Source organism: Chryseobacterium binzhouense, assembly GCF_007474545.1.
GTDB lineage: Bacteria > Bacteroidota > Bacteroidia > Flavobacteriales > Weeksellaceae > Chryseobacterium > Chryseobacterium binzhouense.
Window position 1 is genome coordinate 259,314 of the sequence record NZ_VKOG01000003.1, and the last position, 20,603, is coordinate 279,916.

At 35.8% G+C, this 20,603-nt stretch carries 17 protein-coding genes; 9 read left to right on the top strand and 8 right to left on the bottom strand.

Going from position 1 to position 20,603, the window contains the following annotated elements; all coding sequences use genetic code 11:
* Positions 1-78: 78 nt before the first annotated feature.
* Genes FNE73_RS09850 through FNE73_RS09860 form a run of 3 tightly spaced genes read left to right on the top strand, consistent with a single transcriptional unit; the run spans position 79 to position 2,524 of the window.
* Positions 79-957 (top strand): lysophospholipid acyltransferase family protein, encoded by an 879-nt coding sequence (locus FNE73_RS09850; RefSeq protein ID WP_143884439.1) that lies wholly within the window; start codon positions 79-81, stop codon positions 955-957.
* Positions 957-1,949, top strand: coding sequence for a glycosyltransferase family 2 protein (locus FNE73_RS09855; protein WP_143884440.1), 993 nt, complete (start codon positions 957-959; stop codon positions 1,947-1,949). Before FNE73_RS09850 ends, FNE73_RS09855 begins: the two co-directional genes overlap by 1 nt.
* 20 nt (positions 1,950-1,969) lie before the next feature.
* Complete coding sequence (locus tag FNE73_RS09860; RefSeq protein ID WP_143884441.1) at positions 1,970-2,524, top strand: 3'-5' exonuclease; 555 nt, start codon at positions 1,970-1,972, stop codon at positions 2,522-2,524.
* A 1-nt stretch (position 2,525) separates the two neighbouring features.
* Here FNE73_RS09860 and apaG read toward each other — a convergent pair whose 3' ends face one another.
* From apaG to glgB, 8 genes are all read right to left on the bottom strand, one after another.
* Complete coding sequence (gene apaG, locus FNE73_RS09865; RefSeq protein WP_143884442.1) at positions 2,526-2,912, bottom strand: Co2+/Mg2+ efflux protein ApaG; 387 nt, start codon at positions 2,910-2,912, stop codon at positions 2,526-2,528.
* An 85-nt stretch (positions 2,913-2,997) separates the two neighbouring features.
* On the bottom strand, positions 2,998-4,254 hold the full coding sequence (gene odhB, locus FNE73_RS09870; protein WP_143884443.1) for a 2-oxoglutarate dehydrogenase complex dihydrolipoyllysine-residue succinyltransferase: 1,257 nt from the start codon (positions 4,252-4,254) through the stop codon (positions 2,998-3,000).
* Between the two features lie 95 nt (positions 4,255-4,349).
* Positions 4,350-7,166 carry a 2-oxoglutarate dehydrogenase E1 component gene (locus tag FNE73_RS09875; protein WP_143884444.1) on the bottom strand — a complete coding sequence of 939 codons (2,817 nt, stop codon included), beginning with the start codon at positions 7,164-7,166 and terminating at the stop codon, positions 4,350-4,352.
* A 111-nt stretch (positions 7,167-7,277) separates the two neighbouring features.
* Entirely contained in the window at positions 7,278-8,318 is a 1,041-nt protein-coding gene (locus FNE73_RS09880; RefSeq protein ID WP_143884445.1) for an SRPBCC family protein, read from the bottom strand.
* A gap of 178 nt (positions 8,319-8,496) precedes the next feature.
* Entirely contained in the window at positions 8,497-9,765 is a 1,269-nt protein-coding gene (locus FNE73_RS09885; protein WP_143884446.1) for a glucose-1-phosphate adenylyltransferase, read from the bottom strand.
* A 58-nt stretch (positions 9,766-9,823) separates the two neighbouring features.
* Positions 9,824-10,228: an aminoacyltransferase gene (locus tag FNE73_RS09890; RefSeq protein WP_143884447.1), complete on the bottom strand. Its 405-nt coding sequence runs from the start codon at positions 10,226-10,228 to the stop codon at positions 9,824-9,826.
* Positions 10,229-10,237: 9 nt separating this feature from the next.
* On the bottom strand, positions 10,238-11,644 hold the full coding sequence (locus tag FNE73_RS09895) for a glycogen synthase (protein ID WP_143884448.1): 1,407 nt from the start codon (positions 11,642-11,644) through the stop codon (positions 10,238-10,240).
* Positions 11,645-11,646: 2 nt separating this feature from the next.
* Positions 11,647-13,593: a 1,4-alpha-glucan branching protein GlgB gene (gene glgB, locus FNE73_RS09900; protein ID WP_228430013.1), complete on the bottom strand. Its 1,947-nt coding sequence runs from the start codon at positions 13,591-13,593 to the stop codon at positions 11,647-11,649.
* 169 nt (positions 13,594-13,762) lie between these two features.
* Between glgB and FNE73_RS09905 the strand changes: the two genes are divergently transcribed.
* From FNE73_RS09905 to FNE73_RS09930, 6 genes are all read left to right on the top strand, one after another.
* On the top strand, positions 13,763-14,884 hold the full coding sequence (locus FNE73_RS09905) for an alpha/beta hydrolase (protein ID WP_143884450.1): 1,122 nt from the start codon (positions 13,763-13,765) through the stop codon (positions 14,882-14,884).
* A 7-nt stretch (positions 14,885-14,891) separates the two neighbouring features.
* On the top strand, positions 14,892-16,307 hold the full coding sequence (locus tag FNE73_RS09910) for a M17 family metallopeptidase (protein ID WP_143884451.1): 1,416 nt from the start codon (positions 14,892-14,894) through the stop codon (positions 16,305-16,307).
* Between the two features lie 141 nt (positions 16,308-16,448).
* Positions 16,449-17,660, top strand: coding sequence for an ATP-grasp domain-containing protein (locus tag FNE73_RS09915; protein WP_143884452.1), 1,212 nt, complete (start codon positions 16,449-16,451; stop codon positions 17,658-17,660).
* A 90-nt stretch (positions 17,661-17,750) separates the two neighbouring features.
* Positions 17,751-18,464, top strand: a complete 714-nt coding sequence (locus FNE73_RS09920) for an alpha/beta hydrolase-fold protein (RefSeq protein WP_143884453.1) — start codon at positions 17,751-17,753, stop codon at positions 18,462-18,464.
* Positions 18,465-18,501: 37 nt separating this feature from the next.
* Positions 18,502-19,455: an ATP-grasp domain-containing protein gene (locus tag FNE73_RS09925; protein ID WP_143884454.1), complete on the top strand. Its 954-nt coding sequence runs from the start codon at positions 18,502-18,504 to the stop codon at positions 19,453-19,455.
* 29 nt (positions 19,456-19,484) lie between these two features.
* Positions 19,485-20,603: a carboxylate-amine ligase gene (locus tag FNE73_RS09930; protein WP_143884455.1), complete on the top strand. Its 1,119-nt coding sequence runs from the start codon at positions 19,485-19,487 to the stop codon at positions 20,601-20,603.

Consider the following 20,603-nt stretch of genomic DNA (forward strand, 5'->3'; position numbering starts at 1 on the left):
CTATAAAAATAAAAAAATAAGTGTAATTATAAGCAAATTTAAAACCATAATAATTTTATCACTAAATTTGTCTGTTTTATGAATTTTCTGATCAAAATACTTTACCTGATTTCTAAATTGCCCTTAAGAATATTATATATTTTTTCGGACATCATTTTCTTCCTGAATTTTTATATTGTGGGATACCGAAAAAAGGTTATTACTCAAAATTTAAAGAATTCATTCCCGGAAAAATCTGATGAAGAAATAAAAGAAATCAGAAAGAAATTTTATCTTAATTTTTCAGATTATCTGGTAGAAACGATAAAGTCTTTCAGTATTTCCGAAACTGAATCGCGTGTGCGGATGCAGCATATCAATCAGCAGATTTTTCATGATGCAAAAGCTGAAGGAAAGAATGTTATCCTTCTTGCCGGTCACGTTTTCAATTGGGAATGGATCAACGCACTTGCAACTTTAACTCCGCAAAAAAACACACATCCCGTTTACAGAAAGGTAAACAGCAGTTTTTGGGAAAATCAGATGAAGAAAGTGCGTAACAAATTTGGAAATGAAGCGCTGGAAGCTAATGAAGTTATCATCAATATTTTTCGTAAAAAAAATGACGGCGAGTCTGTTTATATGTTTGTTGCAGATCAGACACCGTACGTGACAAGTGTAAATTATGGTCTGAAGTTCCTCAATCAGAGAACTCCTGTTTTCATTGGTTATGATAAACTGGCAACAAGAATGGATTTGGTTTTTATCTACTGCGAAATGAAAAAAGTAAAAAGAGGTTTTTATCAGGTCAATTATCACAGAATATATCCGGATGGTGAGAAATTCGTCAATAACGAAGTGGTAAAAAAATTCCATCATTTGCTGGAAAACACGATCCATAAAAATCCAGACAATTACCTTTGGTCTCACCGAAAATGGAAATATCAGGATGCTATAAAAACTTATGACGAAGAATAATGACACAAAAATCTCAAAAAATTGCCGTTGTCATTTTAAACTGGAATGGTAAAAACTGGCTTCAGAAATTTCTTCCTAGTGTAATTAATCATTCTTCGGAAGCAGACATATATGTTATTGATAATCAATCAACCGATGATTCCGTTGAATTATTGCATAAAGAATTTCCTACCGTACAAATTGTTATTAATAATAAAAATTTAGGATTTGCAGGCGGTTACAATGAAGGTTTAAAAAAAATTGATGCGGAATATTACTGTCTTCTGAACTCTGATGTGGAAGTAACAGAAAACTGGATTACGTCCGTCTTAAATTTATTTGAGCAAAACCCATCCATTGCAGCAATTCAGCCTAAAATTTTATCCTACGAAAACAAAAGCAAGTTTGAGTTTGCAGGCGCAGCAGGCGGATTGATTGACAATCTGGGCTATCCTTACTGCAGAGGAAGAATTTTCGATGATGTAGAAGAAGATTTAGGACAATATGATGATGAAACAGAAATTTTTTGGGCTTCAGGATGTTGTCTTTTTATCCGCTCAATAGATTTTTGGAAACAAAATGGCTTTGATGAGAGATTTTTTGCCCATCAGGAAGAAATAGATCTTTGCTGGAGATTAATTAACTCTGGAAAAAAAATATACTATACTGGAAAATCAAAAGTTTACCATGTGGGTGGAGGAACTTTAAACAAACAAAGCGCCCGAAAGACCTTTCTTAATATGAGAAACAATCTTTCCATGATGCTGAAAAACATGCCTTTTCCCAAGCTTCTGCAAGTCATTTTTTTCAGAATGATATTAGATGGTGCCGCCTCTTTTTATTTTGGATATAAATACGGAATTGCTCATTTCTGGGCGGTAGCAAGAGCCCATTACGGATTTTACATCCATATTCCTGGAACAATTAAACGCCGTCAAAAAAATCAAATTGCAAATTTCCATCAGTCTAAATGGCTTATTTTCAGGCATTTTTTGCGAAATAATACAGTTTAAAAACTTATATCAACCCGAACATGGATTTTTGTGCATTAGATTTTGAAACAGCAACACACGAGAGAAATTCTGCGTGCGAACTGGGTATTTGCGTAGTTCAGAATTCTACTGTCGTTGAAACAAAAACATGGCTTATTAAACCACCCAGTTTTCCATATTTTCATCAGAGAAATATTGATGTACACGGTATTTATCCTGATGATGTAAAAGATGCTCCCACTTTTGAGGATATATGGTACGAAGTTGAAGAGATGATGTACGGAACTTTAATGATTGCTCACAATGCGAGTTTTGATGCAGGAGTGTTAAAAGGATGTTTCAATCATTTTGGAATTTTTGCTCCTAAAATTAATTACTTATGCAGCATTCAGCTTGCCAAAAAATCATGGAACTATTTACCCAGATATGGATTAAAACATTTGGCAGAGTACCATAACATTAAATTTAAACATCACAGGGCTGGAGATGACGCGGAAGCATGCGCAAAAATCTCTCTTTTAGCTTTTGAGAAGCTATTTTTGACAACCAATGAAGAGATATCCGACTTTATGAAAGGAAAAATTAAATCCATTTAGATCAGTTGCTCAACACTTCCGAAAGAAGATCAAATTTAGGAATATCAATTTCAAAAGTTTCGTCTGTTTCAATATTTTTTACAAGGTATTTACCCGACATATTCCCAACTCCGGAACGAAGCATTACATTAGAAAAGTAAGCAAAATCCGCATCAGGTTCTATATCTGGAGTTAGTCCTATGACACCATCACCTACAACCTCAGTAAAACCGAAGCCTACATCAAAAATAAGCCACTTTCTCTTGAGAACTTTAATAGGGAAATCTCCTTTATTCTCAATAATAATATTGTACTTAAAAACGAAACGGTTTTCTGATGGATAACTGTTTTTGATATCATATTCGGGAACTACCGAAACCACTATATTCGAAGTAATTTTAGAAAACATCTCATTCAATTTGAGGTAAAAGATACAAAAATCTCGCCTTTTTAGGGGCGAGACTATATTAAATAATGATAAAAGAAATAATCTATTATAAACCTAGACCTTTTCTTTCGTCACCGTTCATCAAAATTCCTACAGGATTGTCAATTGCTTCTTTTACTGCAACAAGGAATCCTACAGATTCTTTACCGTCAATAATTCTGTGATCATAAGACATCGCAACGTACATCATCGGACGAATTACCACCTGCCCGTCAACTGCAACCGGTCTTTGGATAATATTGTGCATACCTAAGATAGCAGATTGAGGAGGATTGATAATTGGTGTAGACATCATAGAACCGAATGTACCACCATTGGTAATCGTAAAAGTTCCGCCTGTCATTTCATCAACCGTGATTTTACCATCTCTTACTTTTGTAGCCAAATCCTTGATATTAGCCTCAACACTTGCAAAAGACATATTTTCTGCATTTCTCAAAACCGGAACCATTAATCCTTTCGGACCGGAAACCGCAATTGAAATATCGCAGAAGTCATAATTTACTTTAAAGTCGCCATCAATTGATGCATTTACATCCGGATACATTTGTAATGCTCTTGTTACTGCTTTTGTAAAGAATGACATGAAACCAAGTCCTACTCCATGTCTTTGGGCAAATTCTTCTTTATATTGCTTTCTCAATCTGAAGATTTCAGACATGTCAACTTCGTTGAAAGTCGTCAGCATTGCAGTTTCGTTCTTTACAGAAACCAATCTCTGAGCAATTTTTCTTCTAAGAACTGAAAGCTTAGTAGTGGTAGTAGATCTAGAACCTGTTGCCGTCATTGGATTTCCTCCTAATGCAGGAACAGCAGCTAATTCTGCATCAGATTTAGAAATTCTTCCATCTCTTCCGGAACCAGAAACCTGAGTGGCATCAATTCCCTTTTCATCAAGAATTTTTTTAGCAGCAGGAGAAGGAGTTCCTGTAGCGTACGTTTGAGTTGCGGTTGCTGCAGCAGGTTTTGGAGCTTCTTCCTTTGCAGGTTCAGCAGCTTTCGGAGCCGTTTCCTGTTTTGGAGTTTCTTCAGCTGCAGGAGTTGAACTTCCTGCCGGTTTTGCAGCATCTCTGTCGATTAAACAAACCACTTGCCCTACCTGTACAACATCACCTTCTTCAGCTTTTAAAGTAATTACACCACTTTCTTCAGCAGGCAATTCAAGAGTTGCTTTATCTGAATCTACTTCAGCGATGGGTTGATCTTTTTCAACATAATCACCATCTTTTACAAGCCAGGTTGCAATTTCAACTTCTGTGATTGATTCGCCCGGTGAAGGAACTTTCATTTCTAAAACTGACATATCGTATTTTTTATTTTTTTAATTTTTGTTTTTTTTGAACTTTAAGGAATAGATAAAAGATTAACTTCTAACCTCTAATTTCTACCTTCTAATTATTAAGCTGTAACAGGTCTTTTTGCAGGAGCATCATCTCTGTCAAATACTCGATTGATCACTAAATTCTGATTTTTCTCAAACATTTTATGACTTCCCGGAGCAGGTGCACCGCTTGGAACCGGAGCAACTATCTGAATTCCTGTATCTCTGAAGTTTCTAAGAATATAAGACCATGCTCCCATATTTTCTGGTTCCTCTTGTGCCCAGATAATTGATTTTACATGATTATACTTCGTAAAGATCTCTTCTATTGCATCATTTTGTAAAGGATACAGCTGCTCAAGTCTTACTATTGCAATATTTTCGCAATTTAACTCTTCCTGCTTAGCTAAAAGTTCAAAGTATAATTTACCTGAACAAAGCACTAATTTTTCTATTTTCTTAGGATCTGCGTTTGGATCATCCAAAACAGGCTGGAAACTTCCATTTGCAAAATCTTCAAGCGGAGAAACTACTTTAGGATGTCTAAGCAAAGATTTCGGACTCATTACAATTAAAGGTTTTCTGAATGACCATTTTAACTGCCTTCTCAGTAAGTGGAAATAGTTTGCCGGAGAAGTAACATTGGCAACCACCATATTTTCGTTGGCGCAAAGCGTTAAAAATCGTTCAAGTCTTGCTGATGAGTGCTCTGCTCCCTGTCCTTCCGAACCGTGCGGCAAAAGCATAACCAAACCGTCCTGAATCTTCCATTTCTCTTCTGCTGCTGCTAAATATTGATCAACAATAATCTGAGCGCCATTTACAAAATCTCCAAACTGAGCTTCCCAGATCGTAAGTGTATTTGGCGATGCCATCGCATAACCGTAATCAAACCCTAAAACTCCATATTCGGAAAGATGAGAATTGTAAACATCAAATCTGCTTTCAGATACATGTCTTAACGGAATGTATTCTTCTTCTGAATCTTCAGTTTTTACGACAGCGTGTCTGTGAGAAAAAGTTCCTCTCTCTACATCTTCCCCAGAAATTCTCACATTATGACCTTCTACCAAAAGCGTTGCATAAGCCAGCCATTCTCCTATAGCCCAGTCTAGATTATTTGCTTCAATTGCTTTTATTCTGTTTTCAAAAAGTCTGGTAATTTTATTGATAAACTTTTTATCTGCCGGAAGTGTAGACATCTTAATTGCCAATTCTTTCAGCTTATCAAGATTGTATTTTGTATCAACAGGTTCTAGTACAGCTCCTCTTTTAGCAATCGGAAAATTCGTCCAGTCTTCTGCCATGAAAACATCCATCACGTTTTTCTCAATTTCTTTTGATGCATCGAAATTCTCATCTAAAAGAGCTTTAAATTCTGTCTCCATTTTTGCGATCACATCATTAGACGTAATGCTGTCTTTCAGGAGCTTTTCTTTGTAAATTTCTCTTGGATTCGGATGTTTGGAAATCAGTTTATATAAATTAGGCTGTGTAAATCTTGGCTCATCGCCTTCATTATGTCCATATTTTCTATATCCTAATAAATCAATATACACGTCTTTTCCGAACTTTGCTCTGAAATCAGCCGCAAAATGAATAGCATGAACTACCGCTTCTGCATCGTCTGCATTTACATGCATTACAGGAGATTCCGTTACTTTTGCAATATCTGTACAATAGGTAGAAGATCTTGCATCCATGTAATTAGTTGTAAACGACACCTGATTATTTACTACGATATGAACAGTTCCGCCCGTTTTATACCCTTCCAATGTCATCATCTGAGCTACTTCATAAGCAATTCCCTGTCCTGCAATTGCTCCGTCACCGTGAATAACGATCGGTAATATCTTAGAATAATCTCCTTTGTATTTATCATCTACTTTTGCACGGCAGATTCCTTCCACTAGAGCCGCAACGGTCTCAAGGTGAGACGGATTCGGTGTTAAATTGATAGAAACCTCTTCTCCTGAAGCTGTTTTAACTATTTTGGATGAACCTAAATGGTATTTCACATCACCTGAAAACACATCTTCTTCAAATTCTTTTCCTTCAAATTCCGAGAAAATCTGTTTGTAAGATTTACCGAAAATGTTTGTCAACACATTTAGCCTTCCTCTGTGAGCCATTCCTAGTACAACCTCATCCACTCCCAGCATAGAAGACTTGGAAATCAGTTGATCCAATGCTGGAATCAAAGTTTCTCCACCTTCAAGTGAAAATCTTTTTTGTCCGACAAACTTTGTATGCAGATAGTTTTCAAACGCAACTGCCTGATTTAATTTTAATAAAATTTCAGTTTTTTCATTGGCATTAAGTACTGGATGATTTTCATTAACCTGAATCCACTTTTTGATAAAATCTTTCTCTTCAACATTGTTGATATGCATATATTCTACCCCGATTGAATCACAGTAAATATTCTGCAGGTGAGTGATAATATTCTGAAGCGTTGATGGTTCTTTCATCCCTGTTTCGGTAGCGCAGTTGAATTTCGTATTCAGATCTGCACTGCTTAATCCAAAATTTTCGATATCTAAAGTCGGAGTATAATGTCTTCTTTCTCGAACGGGATTTGTTTTGGTAAACAAATGACCTCTTGTTCTGTATGCTTCGATAAGGTTTACTACCTTAAATTCTTTTTTGATATGATCAGGAATTTCACCATTAGATGCAGCCTGAGATACCTGCTGTACCACCGGTGCAGAATTTCCCGTATTTTGTACGTACTGGATGCTTTCATCGTCACCGTAGTTTTCCAGTGCAAAATCAAACCCTTGAAAAAAGGCTTTCCATGATGGTTCTAAAGAGTCAGGAAATTTTAAATATTGTTGGTATAAATCCTCAATTAATTGAGAATGAGCTGCGTTTAGGAATGAAAATCTGTCCATTATTACAGTTTATCTATTATTAAATTTTGTTTAACGTATTAATCCTCAAATTTAATAAAAAAAACCGACTTGGGAATGACAAAAATAATATTGAATTTTTTTGTCTGGATTTTATTTGTAAACCGATAATGAAAGTTTCATATTGACCGCATTTCCTTCGGATGGAGATTCTATAAAAGTCTGATACACATCACCAAATCTCATCTCGTCTTTCTTAGCCTGCTGAATGAGCTGCTGGATCGCTTTTATTCTTCCTTCATAAGATCCTTTATAATAAATCACATAATTTTGGGTTGGACTTACAGATCTGAAACTGAAGTTATTGTCGGTGATTCCGATTTTTTTAGACAACGGGATGCCCAGAAAATAAGAAACCTCCTTATCTTTGAAATTGTCTGCATCTGTAATGAGAACAGGATACCCTATTTCATCATTTTTCTTACCAAGATCCATCGTCACAAAGTTGTTGACTTTATTAAAATTCATGACGATGTTTTTATACAAAGCATCTTTTTTGTTTGAAGTACTGACATTGACACCCAGAATCATTTTTTCATCTTCTTTTTCCACCATCACACTGTCGTATTTGATGGTAGCAAGCATATTGTCTTTTTCAACTTTATTGCTCAGAACATTCTTTAAGTTGAGCATACTTTTATCAATATTATCGGCAAATTTATCTTCTGTCCAAAAATTCTGAGCTCTTGACAAAAGCGGCAGTTTTGGAGTATGCACAAACCAGGTTATTTTTGTTTTTTCGGTGGAAATCGGAGTAAATTTAACATCTATCAATGTTGGATTTTCGTCTTCATCTTCAAAAAGCTGATACCTCAAAGTCTTATTAGGATTTGAATATCTGATAAACATTTCACCTCCGTCTTTACTTGTAGGATCATTGTAGCTTATTGCACTTCCCTGTCCCTCATAAGGGAGATAATAATCTATTACGATATTTTTTGAGCTTGCAAAAAAATTGTTCCAGCGGGTGAAATTCTGAAGATTATCAAACTGATTAAAAACTTTTTCCAATGGAAAATCAATTTCTTTTTCAATCGTAAATTTCTTGCTTTCATCCACAAAAAAATACATAGAAGCTGCATAAACTCCTATCAGCAAAGCTATAATAACCGTTGTAATTTTGATAAAACGCATCGCACAAAAGTAATACAAATAAAAAAAGTGACCAATATATGATCACTCTTGTTTTTATTTTTGTTGGGTGATAGAAATTTGATATTAGATGTTTAAGATCCGACTGTAAAATTTTTAATAATAAACTAAAATCATTATTTCTCACAGCACCCAGCCTTCAGCATTAAGCTTCCTGCCTTTATCCTATATGTGTTCCCGGAGTTAGTACCGCTCCTTTTTTCACAACAACAATTCCGTCCTGCACAGAATGCGTTCCATAATCACCATCCTGCAGGTGTTTTCCGCCAATGATTCTTACATTGTCACCAATATAGCAGTTTTTATCTAAAATTGCTTTTTCAATATAACAGTATTTTCCGATTCCCATATTAGGAAGACCTTTCTTGTCGTTATTGATAATTTCCGTTGTATTCTGATAAAAATCGGCTCCCATGATGTACGAATTAACAATTGTACTTCCTTTATCAATTCTTGTACGGTTTCCTATTACAGAATTTTCTATTTTATCTGCCAAAATTATACAGCCATCACCAAAAACCGCTTTACTTACGTAAGAACCATTTACCTTAGAAGGCGGAAGCATTCTGGCACGGGTAAAAATTGGCGAGGAAGAAAACAGATTAAACTGCGGAAAATCCTGACAAAGATCCAGATTGGCTTCGTAGAAAGATTCAATGGTTCCGATGTCTGTCCAGTAACCTTCGTATTGGTAGCTCAAAGTTGTATATTTCCCTATAGAGCTCGGGATAATATCTTTTCCGAAATCATCACCAGCTCCTTCTTCAAACATTTTCTTGAGAATGGATTTGGTGAAAATATAAATCCCCATCGAAGCAAGATATTCCTTACCCTGCATTCTGTTGTTTTCAGAAACTTCAGACTGAAGACCATTTAGTGAATCGAAGCCAGGCTTCTCTATAAATGAAGTGATATTCCCTTCATCATCAGATTTTAAAATTCCGAAGCCAGTTGCATCTTTAGCATTTACGGGAATCGTTGCAATCGTTACATCTCCTCCTTTTTCAATATGGAAATCCAGCATTTCTCTGAAATCCATCTGATATAACTGATCTCCCGAAAGAATCAAAATATATTCATAATCGTACTTTTCCAAATGTTTCATAGACTGCCTTACGGCATCCGCAGTTCCCTGAAACCAGCTGTCGCTGTCAACATTCTGCTCAGCAGCCAGAATATCCACAAAACCTTTGCTGAAAATATCAAAATGATAAGAATTTTTGATATGTGAATTTAACGATGCCGAATTAAACTGTGTCAATACAAGAATTTTATTTAATCCTGAATTTAAGCAGTTGGAAATTGGAATATCTACCAATCTGTATTTTCCCGCAATCGGCACAGCAGGTTTTGATCTCGTATACGTTAATGGAAAAAGTCTGGTTCCTCTCCCACCTCCTAAAACAATTGAAATAACATTTCGGTTCATAAATTATTTGTGGTTTACTTCTAGATTTAAAATCTATTAAATGGTTTATTATTATTTATTAGTTTTCCGGTAATTTTTTTGCTTCAAGCTTTTCTATTTCGTCCTCTGCTAGCTTTTTGCTTTTGTTAAGGCTTTCCAGCTTTTGTTCTTTCTTTTCTATTTGGTTCAGTATTTTTTTCTCTTTAGATTTTTCATACTGTATTTTCAGTTCTGATAATTCTGACTGGACTTTGGCTGATTTCTCATTCAGGTTATCCAAATATTTATTGTAAAATTTCAACAGTTTTTCCGAAGCCATCAGTGGCTGTGAAGCCAAAAACCTGTTAAATCTTCTCTGTTCTTCATTAATTATCATCATACGGTTTTGATGCTGCATGGTGCGCATCATATTATTATGATTCTGAGCCATCAATCCTTTGGATAAAAGTAAAAATGCAGTAACAGACAAAAGTCGGGAACTCATTAATTTGTTTTAGTTTTTATATAAAGCTATATATTTTTCTGCTGATTTCTCCCATGCAAAATCAAATTTCATGTTAGAAATTACCAATTCATCCATTTTTGTTTTGTCTTTGTAAATCTGAAGACCTCTGCTCATCGCATGAACAATATCATCTACTCCCGGATAAGTGAAATTAAGCCCTGAACCTCCTGTAGAAATATCTTTTACCGTATCTCTCAAACCTCCTGTATAACTTACAACAGGAACGGTTCCGTATCTCATGGCGTACATTTGATTGAGTCCGCAAGGTTCTACCCGTGAAGGCATCAACAAAAAATCTGCCGAAGCGTATATTTTATGGGAAAGATATTCTTTATAGCCAATATCTGATGCAAAATTAGAGTAAACGGAATCTAATTCTTTGAGCTGCTGTTCCAGATAAGGATTCCCAGAACCCAATACGATAATATTTAAACCTCCAAAAGTTTGCTTGATGCTTCGCCATATTACATCCGGAAGTAAATCTGCCCCTTTTTCGGTAGCAAACCTTCCGATAAATGCAAAAAGGGGAAGGTTAGGATTAAGACCATATTCATTACAAAGTTTTTCTTTGTTTTTTCTTTTAATTTTAAGTGCATTTTTAATATTAAAATTAAAATCAATCATCGGATCACTCTGCGGATTCCAGACATCGGTATCAATCCCGTTGATAATCCCGAAAGCTTTTGAAAACTCTTCTCTTACAAGACTTTCTAATCCCCTGAAGCTTACAAAAAGCTCTTCAAGATAACCTTCAGAAACCGCCGTAAAAGCATGACAGCATTTAATCATGCTTGCTAAAGGACAAATTAAACCATTCCAGTCTAAAAGTCCCCATTTATATTGATCAAAAGAAGGCATATACCTTGCCATTTCCCAACTCATCATTCCCTGATATTCTCCATTGTGAATGGTTCCGATAGTTTTTACCCCCTTCAGAAAATCGAACTCGCGACAGTTTTCTATCATAAACGGAACCAGACCTGTGTGATAATCATGACAATGCAATACATCGGGACGAATTTTCATAGCAGAAAGCCAATGCAGAATTCCATGCTGAAAAGCCAGAAACTGAAAATTTTCATCTTGATAACCGTATGGATTTTCACGGTCAAGCAATCCCGGGACCTTCACCATATACAGTTCAAATCCTAAAACATTTGTACGCTCTTTCAAGACCTGAACCTGCAGCATATTAGGTCCCTGGTGAATGAATCCGTCAAAAACAGTTTCAAAATCATAATCATAAACAAAATGTTTGTTATACCAAGGCATTACCACCTTTGCATCAATATCTTTTATTTTGTTCTGATATTTTGGAAGTGCTCCTACAACGTCTGCAAGTCCACCCACTTTAGCAACAGGATAACATTCTGTGCTGAGATGAAATATTGTCATTTTTATTTTTTATGCTGTTTAATTCTGTTTAATTTATACTTTTTATCTTTTTTCTGTTTCAAAACAATTCCTGCCAAAGGCGGAAGGTTAATAGATATTGATTGATTTCTATTCATCCAGAGTTCATGATTCTCCCTAAAAATATGGGCATCTACACCGCTGCCGCCATATTTTTTGTCATCAGAATTCAGAATCACCTCCCACGATGTTCCGCTATTAACTCCGATAGTATAATCTAAAACCAGCGGGGTGAGGTTAAGAACAATCATCAAAACATCATCCCTTTTTTTTCCCTTTCTTAAATAAATAAAAACAGAACGATCCGTATCGTCTGCTTCTATCCACTCAAAACCATCGGTTTTAAACTGATTTTCAAACAAAGCAGTTTCATTTCGATACAAATGGTTGATATCTTTCACCAATGTCTGCAGACCTTTATGAACAGGATATTCCAGTAAATGCCAATCCAGACTTTGTTTAAAATTCCATTCGCTGGTCTGCCCAAATTCATCGCCCATAAATAGAAGCTTAGCTCCCGGATGCGTAAACATGTATACATACAAAGCGCGAAGATTGGCAAATTTCTGCCATTCATCACCTTTCATTTTGTAAATCAGACTCGCTTTTCCGTGCACTACCTCATCATGAGAAAGAGGAATCATGTAATTTTCGTTATACATGTACATAGACGAAAAAGTAAGCTTATGATGGTGGTGTTTTCTGTTGATGGGATCTTCTTTAAAATAAAAAAGTGTATCGTGCATCCAGCCCATCATCCATTTCATGCCAAAACCGACTCCGCCATCATGAACAGGTTTTGTAAGCAGCGGAAAATCTGAACTTTCTTCTGCAATAGTCATGATATTATTCCCAAACTCTTTATAAACAGCAGTATTGAATTCCTGCAGGAAAGTTTTAGCTTCAAGATTCACATTTCCTCCAAAAATATTGGGCTCCCATTCTCCTTCATTTCGAGAATAATCCAGATGCAGCATAGAAGTTACAGCATCTACACGGAGTCCGTCTGCATGATAACGATCCAGCCAGAAAACCGCATTAGAAATAAGAAAAGATTTTACCTCATTTCGTCCGTAATTAAAAATATATGATTTCCAGTCGGGATGAAAGCCCTTTCTTGGATCTTCATGCTCATAAAGGTAAGAACCGTCGAATCTGTGCAAACCATTGGCATCGCCCGGAAAATGTGAAGGCACCCAATCTAAGATTACTCCAATATCATTTCTGTGAAGCTCATCAATTAAAAACATTAAATCCTGTGGAGAACCAAACCGTGAAGTGGCAGCGAAAAAACCCGTAATCTGATATCCCCAACTCGGATCATAAGGATATTCCATCACCGGCATAAACTCAACATGAGTAAAACCCATTTCTTTAATATACGGAACAAGTTTTGAAGCAATATCCCGGTAGTTAAGAAATTTTTCCGGATTATCTTCGTTTCTAAGCCACGAACCCAGATGCATTTCGTAAACAGAAATTGGCGACTCCATACTGTTTTTTTTCCAGCGTTTTTCCATCCATTCAGCGTCATTCCATTCATACCAATTGGTAGAAACCATAGAAGCTGCCTGTAGGTTCTGCTCCCAGCTCAGTGCATAAGGATCACTTTTTTCTAATATTTTCCCCTGATGTTCTATCGCATATTTGTACAGCGTTCCCCATGTTAGCGCAGGAATAAAACCTTCCCAAATACCAGATTCGTCCCATCTCGGGAACAGAATATGCTCACGGTGATTCCAGTTATTAAAATTGCCTACAACAGAAACTTTTTTAGCATTCGGAGCCCAAACTGAAAAATAAACTCCTTTTACACCTTCTCTTTCTACCGAGTGCGACCCGAATTTTTCGTAGAGTTTATAATGTTTACCTTCTTTAAAGAGATAAATATCCTGATCTGTAAAAAGGGTAAAAGGTTTAACAAAATTCATCATAATTGGTTTTTACATTCTGCACAACATCATATCTTCCAAAATCATGCGATAACAATCAAATATATACAAAATTTTAGTTTTACCCATGTGTTTTTAAGTCAATTTTAAAAGCATTTATTTAAAAAAAATTTATACTTTTATAAGTTTATAACAGATAAAACACGAGATGAAGTTTATACTCACAACTGCTGAAAATGATGCAAGACCTGTTTTCATAACCGGAAATTTCAACAACTGGAATCCCAAAGATTATGATTATCAGCTGAAAAAAACGGAAGACAACACTTTCTGTATTGAAATAGATAATGAAAGACTCCCTGAAATTATTGATTATAAATTTACCAAAGGAGGATGGGAAAATGTGGAACTGGACAAATACGGAAACATCACAACAAACAGAAAAGTAAACAAAACAGACAATGAAACTACAGATTTTGTAGAAAAATGGAGGCTCAACTGGGGACCTTTTAAAGATGAGTTTTTTCCTATTGTTGAAGTTATTTCTGAAGAATTTTATATTCCGCAACTGGATCGATACCGTAAAGTCTGGGCGCTTTTACCATATGATTATTATGTATCAGAAAAAAAATATCCAGTTCTATACCTTCAGGATGCTCAAAATTTGTTTAATGAAGGCAGCCCTTACGGAAATTGGGAAATTGACAAAAAACTTTCCATTCTCTCTGAATACGGAAGAGGTGATCTCATCGTAATTGCCGTAGAACATGGCAGCGAAGACCGTATAAAAGAATATATTTTTGACAATGACCATGTTGCCAATGGTTCTGAAGGAAAGAAATACATCCGGTTTATTACCGACACGTTGAAACCTTTTGTAGATCAGCATTACCGCACAAAAAAAGATCGTGACAATACAGGAATCGGCGGAAGTTCTTTAGGTGGACTTATCAGTATTTACAGCGGATTTCTTTATCCTGAAGTTTACTCTAAACTGCTGATTTTCTCACCTTCGCTTTGGGTAGAGCCTAATAATAATTTCCCGATGATGAATTTCAGAACTCCCTACAAGACAAAAATTTATCTTTATGGAGGTGAGCAGGAAGGATCGAAAATGGTAAAAAGAATCAAAATCTTTGAAAATTATCTTAAAAAATGGGAAGAAAAAAATCTTTTTGATTTTGAATTTAAAACAAGCATCAATCCCGATGGTTCACACAGCGAATTTTTCTGGTCACAGGAGTTTCCGAGAGCCGTAGAATGGCTTTTCTATAATAATACAGAAAATCCTGTAGAAGTAAAACCTCATCAGCAAGAAATACTAAAATAACTAAAAAATGAAATTATACAATAAGATAAACAAGCATTACAATCAGATATTCCAGCTTTTTACTGAAGAATCATGGAGCAGTAATTCAAAAAAATACAATAATAATACAGCACTTTTTTTTTCGGGGAAAAAAAATGAAATTTTCGTCCAAACCAGTAAAGACAGTGTTACTTACTTCATTGGATTAGGAAAGGAGGATCTTAAAAATTTTGAGTTTCAGCAAGCAGGCTTGAAGTTTTCTCAATCACAAAAAAATAATATTCAACCTGTTTCCACACTTTTGTGCGCAGATTTCATTTCAGAAAAACAGGCTGCAGAATTCATCAAAGGACTTTATTTAGGAACTTATTCCTTTCCTTTTCAAAAAACCCATCCCGTTTGGAACGACTCTTTTGAGTTGCATTTCGGAAACTTGAGTCAGAAAAAACTAGATAAAATTTCAGAAAAAACACTTGCAATCTGTGAAGGTCAGTTTGCTTGTCAGGACTGGCTCAACAAACCTGCTAATTTTAAAAAGCCTGAAGCACTTAGCGATTATCTAAAAAATATAGCAGCAAAAAATAACCTGAAATATACCGTATTCAATAGAAAAAAATGTAAAGAACTTGGTCTAGGAGCTTTTTTGGCCGTAAATCAGGGAAGTGCTTATGATGCCGCCTTTACTATTCTGGAATACAAATCTTCAGAAAAAAATGCAAAAACTTTCGGGCTGGTTGGGAAATGTGTATTATTTGACACGGGAGGAATCTCTATTAAACCTTCTGACAATATGCATTACATGAAATCCGATATGGGCGGCGCAACAGCCGTAATAGGAGCATTGATCTACGCTTCAAAAATGCAGCTTCCCGTCAATATTACAGCTATTTTACCGATCACCGATAATGCGGTTTCAGAAAACTCATATCTTCCAAGTGATGTAATTACCGCTTACAACGGTAAAACAATTGAAGTCCTTAACACCGATGCAGAAGGCAGAATGACATTAGCAGACGGATTGTCATATATGGTTAAAAATTACAAAACTGATGTTCTGATTGATTTGGCAACGCTTACCGGAAGTTCCGTAAGAATGTTTGGCGATACTTGTGGCGCAATGTTTTCTAATAATGATGACCTAAAAAGCCTTCTGATCAAAAGTGGAGATAAAACCAACCAAAGACTTTGGAATCTGCCGCTTTGGGATATTTGGATGGATGATTTCAAATCAGATGTTGCAGATTTTAAAAATATTTCAATGAAACCTATCGGAGATTGTATTGTCGCAGCAAAATTTTTAGAGCAATTTATAGAAAATCATCCCAACTGGGCGCATCTTGACATCGCCGGAGTTGCTTTCGGAAATGTAGGATATGCAAAAGAAAAGGCTGCAACAGGCTACGGAGTGCAATTATTAGCCGATTTAATTGAAAATTATCATTAAAAATTAGTTTTTTTCAAAATTTCTCTGTATAATTGATTAGTAAATTTTCAAAAGCTCAGTGATTATTAAAATTTAGTATTAAATAATCAATAAATAAAAGCTTTTATTTTTTAAAATTTAACAAAATTTAAAAATCACTATATGAAGGAGAAAACTATCGTATGTATTTCGTGCTATTATAAAGGATACGATTTTATGGACGAAATGAAAAATCTCGGCAATAAAATTATCCTGATAACATCCGAAAATTTAAAAGAAAAAAACTGGCCGTGGCATGCAATAGATGAAGTTTTCTATATGCCCGAAATAAAACCTTCAGTATGGAATCTTGATCATCTTGTACAAGGCTTTTCTCATCTGATGAAAAGCCGCAAAATAGATGCTGTTATTGCACTGGATGATTATGATGTGGAAAAAGCAGCTTTAGTGAGGGAAACTTTCCGGATTCCGGGAATGGGACAGACTACTCACCGTTATTTCAGAGATAAGCTTGCTATGCGCCAAAAAGCAAAAGATTCGGGAATTAATGTTCCTGAGTTTACGGCTATTTTCAATGATCAGGAAGTAAGAGATTTTACTGAAACAGTCCCCGCTCCATGGGTTTTAAAGCCAAGATCTGAAGCTTCTGCATCAGGAATTAAAAAATTAAAAAATCAGGAGGAGCTATGGACAGCATTGGACGAACTAGGAGAAGAAAGACATTTGTTTCTTTTAGAAAGTTTTAAACCCGGTGATGTTTATCATGTTGACAGCCTTACTTTTAACAAAAAAACAGTATTTACTTCAGCTTCAAAATATCTTGCTCCACCTATGCAGGTTTCACATGAAGGCGGAGTTTTCAGAACTAAAACCTTAGGAAGATATTCAGAAGAATTTAAGGCTTTGGACGAAGTTAATGCTAAAGTTTTATCAAGTTTCGGACTGCAAAACGGAGCTACTCACACCGAGTTTATCCGTAGTAAAGAAAACGGAAAATGGTATTTCCTTGAGACTTCGTCCCGTGTAGGCGGAGCACATATTCCAGATCTTGTGGAAGCTTCAAGCAACATCAATATCTGGCGTGAATGGGCAAAAATAGAAGATGCCCTCCTTAAAGGAAAAGATTACGAAGTAGCTAAACCTACAGGCTATTATTCCGGTTTGATTGTTGCCTTAATCAAAGATATATCTCCGAACTATAAGGACTTTGAATGTGAAGAAGCCGTAAAATTTATCCCTATTGATTATCATGTCGGGATCGTATACAAATCTAACGATGCCAATATCGTTCAGGAAAGACTGGATACTACTGCAGAGAAAATTCATGCGGAACTTCTTAATATTATCCCCCCTAAAGACAAACCGACAAGCTAACAAGTTAGAAGTTAGAAGTTACTAAAATTATTTTTTAGTACTTCAATATATTCTGTCGTTATTAAAAATCAAATATTATTAAAACTATATATGCCAAAAATAGAACACACTGATTATTATTCCCACATCCTTGGAACAAGTCTGAAAGTTGAAGTTACGGGACATTACGGCTATCCGATCATCATGTTTCCGACTTCACAGGGACAATATACCCAAAACCATGACTTTCACCTTAACAGCAGCATCAATTATTTTGTAGAACAAGGGAAAGTAAAACTTTATAACATTCAAACCATTGATGCATGGAGTTTTTATGACGAAAAAATATCTCCACAGCAGAGAATAAGAAATTATGAAAAATATGTACAGTTCTTAATACAGGAGTTTGTTCCTTATATCCAGAAACTCCATCAGACACACAGAGTTGCCGTTGCAGGAGCAAGCTTTGGTGGTTATCATGCGGCTAATTTCGCATTCAGATTTCCTGATGTTGTGTCGCACTTATTCTGTCTTTCGGGTGCTTTCAGCATCAGGAACTTTATGGACGGATATTCTGATGAGCTGGTTTATTTTAATTGTCCGCGCGAATTTGTAAAAAATGATGAAGCATGGAAATACAAACATATGCATATTGTTCTAAGCACTTCAGACGAAGACATCTGTAAAGATAAAAATATTGAAATGGCGGAAATTTTAGCTTCAAAAGGAATAGATTTCTGGTATGATGAAAAAAAATGGATCAACCACGACTGGCCTTTATGGAGAATGACTTTCCCTAATTATATAGAAGCTTTTTTCTCTTAAAAATAAACTAAAATAAAAACATTAAAAATAAAAAATTATGGCAAAGAAAGTAGGAATATTATTCGGAATGGAAGATACTTTTCCCTGGGCATTTATTGATAAAGTGAACGAAATGGGTGGCGGAGAAATCATTGCAGAACCCGTAAATATTGATAAACTTGAACAAGGCGCAGATTACGGATATGCAGTTATTATCGACAGGATTTCTCAGGATGTTCCTTTTTACAGAGCATACCTTAAAAACGCAGCGCTCCACGGAACCTATGTGATCAATAATCCTTTTTGGTGGAGCGCAGACGAAAAGTTTTTCAATAATGCATTAATGTCAAAACTGGGAATTCCGTTACCTAAAACAGTATTGCTGCCTTCCCATGAAAGACCGACCAACACTTCAGAAACATCTTTCAGAAATCTGAAATTTCCTCATGACTGGGATTATATTTTTAATTACGTAGGATTTCCGGCGTATATGAAGCCGCATGATGGCGGAGGCTGGAAAAGCTTCTATAGAGTGGAAAATCCTGAAGATCTTTGGGAAAAACTTAGCGAAACCGAGCAACTGGTAATGATGGTTCAGGAAGAAATCGTATTTCAGGATTATTACAGAGTATACTGTCTCGGACAGAAATACGTTCATATTATGCCTTACGAACCAAGAAATCCGCATCATTTGAGATATGCTACAACCCACCAGACAGAAGGTGAGGATTTAAAAAAACTGTTGAAAACGATACATGATTATACCATAAAAATGAATCAGGCTTTAGGATATGATTTCAATACTGTAGAATTTGCTGTGAGAGACGGCATTCCTTACGCGATTGATTTCTGCAATCCTGCTCCGGATGCTGACAAAAATTCTGTAGGAGAAGAAAATTTCGCATGGATTGTAGAGCATGCTGCTAAATTAGCTATTGAAAAAGCTAAAGAATATGTTCCGGGAAAACCCAATATCTCTTGGGGAACATTTGTAAAAAACTCAGTTAAATAATTCAATCAGACCATAAAAAAAGCACAAAAATGCATCAGTTTACTATCGGAATCGAGGAAGAATATCAGATTATTGATGTTGAAAGCCGCGATTTAATATCTCATGTTTCGAAAATCATTGAGGGCGGAAAATCTGTTTTAAGTGAAAACTTAAAGCATGAAATGCACGAATCTATGATTGAGATGGAAACCGGAATCTGCCAGAATATTCAGGAGGCAACAGCTGAGCTTACCAACCTGAGGAGGCATCTCATTAAAACTGCACACGAACAGGGACTGCGTGTATCAGGAGGTGGAACCCATCCTTTTTCCAATTGGGAACACAATACAATTACCAATGGCGAAAGATATAATAAAATTGTTGATGATATGGGTGATGTGGCGAGAGGAAACCTAATTTTCGGGTTGCATGTTCACATTGGGATTCCAAATCGTGAAGAAGGGGTGAGAATTCAGAATGTTATGCGTTATTTTCTTCCTCATGTCTATGCACTTTCAGTAAATTCACCTTTCTGGATCGGAAGAAATACGGGATTTAAATCTTACCGTCAGGAAATTTTTGTGAAATTTCCAAGAACGGGTATTCCAAGTTTTTTCAACTCTTTGGCTGAGTTTGACAGCTATGTAGATCTTTTGGTAAAAACCGGAACTATTGATAACGCCAAAAAAATCTGGTGGGATCTGAGAGTTCACCCTTTTTATCCAACCATTGAGTTCAGAATCTGCGATATGCCTTTAAGAATTGAGGAAACCGTATGTCTTGCTGCCATCATGCAGAGTCTTGTCGCAAAAATTTACAAACTTCACCAGCAAAACTTAAGCTTCCGAAGCTACAGAAGACTGCTTCTGAATGAAAACAAATGGCGCGCTTCCAAGGATGGTATTCATTCTAAACTTATAGATTTTGGTAAAGAAGAATCTGTACCTTATCCTGATCTGCTGAAAGAACTTCTTGAGTTTATTGATGATGTAGTAGATGATCTAGGGTGCAGAAAAGAAGTAGAATACGCATGGAAAATACTGGAAAACGGAACAGGAGCCGACAGACAGCTTAAAGTATATCAGGAAACAGGAGATCTGAAAAAAGTAGTTGATTATATGATTTCTGAAACAGAATACGGAATCACTCACAGCGAAAATGCTTTGTAA

Coding starts and splice junctions, on each gene's coding strand:
- FNE73_RS09920 (WP_143884453.1), top strand. CDS start 17,751: ATGCCAAAAATAGAACACACTGATTATTATTCCCACATCCTTGGAACA.
- FNE73_RS09910 (WP_143884451.1), top strand. CDS start 14,892: ATGAAATTATACAATAAGATAAACAAGCATTACAATCAGATATTCCAG.
- FNE73_RS09880 (WP_143884445.1), bottom strand. CDS start 8,318: ATGCGTTTTATCAAAATTACAACGGTTATTATAGCTTTGCTGATAGGA.
- FNE73_RS09860 (WP_143884441.1), top strand. CDS start 1,970: ATGGATTTTTGTGCATTAGATTTTGAAACAGCAACACACGAGAGAAAT.
- FNE73_RS09930 (WP_143884455.1), top strand. CDS start 19,485: ATGCATCAGTTTACTATCGGAATCGAGGAAGAATATCAGATTATTGAT.
- FNE73_RS09905 (WP_143884450.1), top strand. CDS start 13,763: ATGAAGTTTATACTCACAACTGCTGAAAATGATGCAAGACCTGTTTTC.
- odhB (WP_143884443.1), bottom strand. CDS start 4,254: ATGTCAGTTTTAGAAATGAAAGTTCCTTCACCGGGCGAATCAATCACA.
- FNE73_RS09850 (WP_143884439.1), top strand. CDS start 79: ATGAATTTTCTGATCAAAATACTTTACCTGATTTCTAAATTGCCCTTA.
- FNE73_RS09875 (WP_143884444.1), bottom strand. CDS start 7,166: ATGGACAGATTTTCATTCCTAAACGCAGCTCATTCTCAATTAATTGAG.
- FNE73_RS09895 (WP_143884448.1), bottom strand. CDS start 11,644: ATGACAATATTTCATCTCAGCACAGAATGTTATCCTGTTGCTAAAGTG.
- FNE73_RS09855 (WP_143884440.1), top strand. CDS start 957: ATGACACAAAAATCTCAAAAAATTGCCGTTGTCATTTTAAACTGGAAT.
- FNE73_RS09890 (WP_143884447.1), bottom strand. CDS start 10,228: ATGAGTTCCCGACTTTTGTCTGTTACTGCATTTTTACTTTTATCCAAA.
- glgB (WP_228430013.1), bottom strand. CDS start 13,593: ATGAATTTTGTTAAACCTTTTACCCTTTTTACAGATCAGGATATTTAT.
- FNE73_RS09925 (WP_143884454.1), top strand. CDS start 18,502: ATGGCAAAGAAAGTAGGAATATTATTCGGAATGGAAGATACTTTTCCC.
- apaG (WP_143884442.1), bottom strand. CDS start 2,912: ATGTTTTCTAAAATTACTTCGAATATAGTGGTTTCGGTAGTTCCCGAA.
- FNE73_RS09915 (WP_143884452.1), top strand. CDS start 16,449: ATGAAGGAGAAAACTATCGTATGTATTTCGTGCTATTATAAAGGATAC.
- FNE73_RS09885 (WP_143884446.1), bottom strand. CDS start 9,765: ATGAACCGAAATGTTATTTCAATTGTTTTAGGAGGTGGGAGAGGAACC.